A 2,889-nucleotide genomic window follows, 5' to 3' on the forward strand; every position below is an offset into this window, starting at 1 on the left:
GGCGCTGCCCGGCTTGGGCATGCCCTGGCTCGGCGCGAACGGGTTGTTGCCCGGACGGGCCGCCTTGGGGCCGGGAGTGGCCTTGGGGCCCGGCGTGGCGGCCGGAGCGGCCTTGCCCGCGGACTCCTGCTGGGCGGCGCGGCCCGGCTTCGGCCCGGGGGTCGCCTTGGGACCCGGGGTCGCCTTCGGCCCGGGGGTCGGCGCAGCGGGCTTCCCCGCGGACGGCTTGGGACCGGGCGTGGCCTTCGGGCCGGGCGTCGCGCCCTTGGGACCGGGGGTCGCCTTCGGACCCGGCTTGGGGCCGGACCCGGCGGCCGGCTTGGCGTCGGCCTTCTTCTGCTCGCCCGCAGGGGCGTCGGCCGGCTGCGCGCCGGCAGGGGGGTTGTCGCGCACCTTGCGCACGACCGGGGCTTCGACCGTCGACGACGCCGACTTGACGAACTCGCCCTGCTCCTTCAGGTGGGCCAGCAGCTCCTTGCTGGTGACTCCGAGCTCCTTCGCGAGCTCGTGGACCCTGAGCTTTGCCACATCTCTCCTGTCTGGCCCTCGCCAGGCAGGCGGGGCCTTTGTCAGTACTGGGTGCTCATCGCTGAGTACTCATCGGGTGCTCATCGCGTGTGTCCCGCTTCCATGTCCTGTTCCTCTCGTCTGCTCGCCCGAGGTCGTGAGCCCTTCTGCCCACGAGATGACCTCGCCGAGGTCGACGTCGCCCGGGAGCCGCAGGGCTCTCGGGATGGCGCGCCGCTGCACGGCACGCTCCACGCACGCAGGGTCGGGGTGGAGGTGTGCTCCACGCCCGGGCAACCTACGCATCGGGTCCGGCACCACACGCGTGCCGGACCGACCGGATGTCCGGGGCCCGTCCGGACCGCCGTCGTGCCCGGCAGCCACCCCGGTCGGTTCCGAGGGGGCAGGGACGGCGACGAGGCGCACGAGCTCCGCCTGGGGGTCCCTGCCGCGGCACCCGACGCACGTTCGCACGGGGGTGTGGGGGGCAGGCGTACCCGCAGGACCACCCATTCTAACCCGCCGGACGTCAGCCCGCCGACGGCGGGGCTGCCGGGGCGTCCGCGTCCGCCGCCCCACCGACCGGCTGGTCCGGCTGGATGTCGATGCGCCAGCCGGTCAGGCGGGCCGCCAGACGGGCGTTCTGCCCCTCCTTGCCGATGGCCAGGGAGAGCTGGTGGGAGGGCACCGTGACCCGCGCCGAGCGGGTCTTGGCGTCCACCACCGTCACGGAGGTCACCTTGGCCGGGGAGAGCGCTGCGGCCACGAAGCGCTGCGGGTCCTCGTCGTAGTCGACGATGTCGATCTTCTCGCCCTGCAGCTCGTTCATCACCGCCCGCACGCGGCCCCCCATCGGGCCGATGCAGGCGCCCTTGGCGTTGACGCCGGACTGCGTCCCGCGCACGGCCACCTTGGACCGGTGCCCCGCCTCGCGGGCGATGGACTCGATCTTCACGGTGCCGTCGGCCACCTCGGGCACCTCGAGCGCGAAGAGCTTGCGCACGAGGTTGGGGTGGGTGCGGCTCAGGCCGATGACCGGGCCCTTCATACCGCGCTTGACGTGGATGACGTAGCAGCGGATGCGGTCGCCGTGGGCGTACTTCTCCAGCGGCACCTGCTCGGAGGTGCCCAGCAGGCCCTCGATGGTGCCGAGGTCGACGTGGATGGCGTGCGGGTCGTTGCTCTGCTGGATGACCCCGGCGACGATGTCGCCCTCCTTGCCCTTGAAGTCACCCAGGACGGCCTCGTCCTCGATGTCGCGCAGGCGCTGGCGGATCACCTGGCGCACGGTGAACGCCCCGATCCGGCCGAAGTCCTCGGGGGTGTCGTCGAACTCGGGACCGGCCTCGCCGCGCGTGCCGTCCTCGAGCACCGGCGCGTCCTCGCGGGCCCACACCACGACCTGCCCGGTCTTGCGGTCGAGCTCCACGCGCGCGTTGCGCCGGCCGCCGGCCTCGTGCTGGTAGGCCTGCAGGAGGCCGGCCTCCAGGGAGGGCACCAGCACGTCGAGCGGGATCTCGCGCTCTCGCTCCAGGTCGCGGAGCACTGCCATGTCGATCTTCATTGTCTTCTCCTCGCACGGCCCCGTGGGGGGCTCGGACAGCTGTGGGCCCCGCGGTCGCGGGGCGGGTGGGTCACCGGCGGAACTCGACCTGGACCTGACCGGTGCCGGTCTCACCGGCAGCCAGGGTGCGCCCGTCCTCGAGCTCGACGCCCTCGGTGGTGACGCGCACGACGCGGGCGGTGAACGGCTCGGCGCCCTCCGCCCGGAACTCCACCAGCCGCCCCACGGCGCGGCGGAAGTGCTCCGGGGCGGTGAGCGGACGGTCGACGCCCGGGGAGCTGACCTCGAGCGTGTAGGGCTGCTCGCCGAAGGGGTCGTCGGCGTCGATGGCGGTGCTCACGGCCTCGGTGGCCTCGGCCACCTGGTCGAGGGTCACCGGCTCCAGCACGGAGGCCCCGTCGTCCTGCGCCGGGAGGGTGGGCTCCACCAGGACGCGCACCACCGAGCGCTTGCCGGCCGGCGTGATGACGACGTCGGGGACCTCGAGCCCCAGCGGGGCGACGGCCTGCCCGGCGATCTGCTGCACCTTCTCGGCGCGGTCTGCGAGTGCCACGTGTGCCTCCTGGTGCCGGTCGGACGGCTGTTCTCGAGTCGGATGCCCGGCGCGGTGCGCACCGAATTGTGGCCAGCATCCTAGTCGGGAACGATCCGGACGGGCGAGTCCACCGCAGCGGGCCCGCTGCCCGCGTGCCATCATCGGAGCGTGATGATGCGCCTCCCCCACCGCGACGACCGCACCGCCCCCTCGGACACCGCCACGCCGAGCGGCCCCTCGCGCCGTGCCTGGGCCCGGGCGGCCGTCGCCGGGCTGGTGCTGC

At 73.9% G+C, this 2,889-nt stretch carries 4 protein-coding genes; all 4 read right to left on the bottom strand.

Annotated features, from left to right (window positions below; translation table 11 throughout):
- Nucleotides 1–528, bottom strand: a 528-nt coding sequence (locus tag HMPREF3099_RS05630; RefSeq protein WP_202816700.1) for a translation initiation factor IF-2 N-terminal domain-containing protein, incomplete at its 3' end; no start/stop codon positions are given.
- A 69-nt stretch (nucleotides 529–597) separates the two neighbouring features.
- Nucleotides 598–1,020 (bottom strand): YlxR family protein, encoded by a 423-nt coding sequence (locus HMPREF3099_RS11985; RefSeq protein ID WP_083323535.1) that lies wholly within the window; start codon nucleotides 1,018–1,020, stop codon nucleotides 598–600.
- Nucleotides 1,021–1,036: 16 nt separating this feature from the next.
- Nucleotides 1,037–2,071, bottom strand: coding sequence for a transcription termination factor NusA (gene nusA / locus HMPREF3099_RS05635; protein ID WP_070705095.1), 1,035 nt, complete (start codon nucleotides 2,069–2,071; stop codon nucleotides 1,037–1,039).
- A gap of 70 nt (nucleotides 2,072–2,141) precedes the next feature.
- The gene (gene rimP / locus HMPREF3099_RS05640; protein ID WP_070705096.1) at nucleotides 2,142–2,624 is read right to left on the bottom strand and encodes a ribosome maturation factor RimP; all 483 of its coding nucleotides are present in this window, start codon (nucleotides 2,622–2,624) and stop codon (nucleotides 2,142–2,144) included.
- Between the last annotated feature and the right edge of the window lie 265 nt (nucleotides 2,625–2,889).

Origin of the sequence: Kytococcus sp. HMSC28H12, assembly GCF_001816045.1 — a bacterium.
Classification (GTDB): domain Bacteria; phylum Actinomycetota; class Actinomycetes; order Actinomycetales; family Dermatophilaceae; genus Kytococcus; species Kytococcus schroeteri.

Coding starts and splice junctions, on each gene's coding strand:
- HMPREF3099_RS11985 (WP_083323535.1), bottom strand. CDS start 1,020: ATGGGTGGTCCTGCGGGTACGCCTGCCCCCCACACCCCCGTGCGAACG.
- nusA (WP_070705095.1), bottom strand. CDS start 2,071: ATGAAGATCGACATGGCAGTGCTCCGCGACCTGGAGCGAGAGCGCGAG.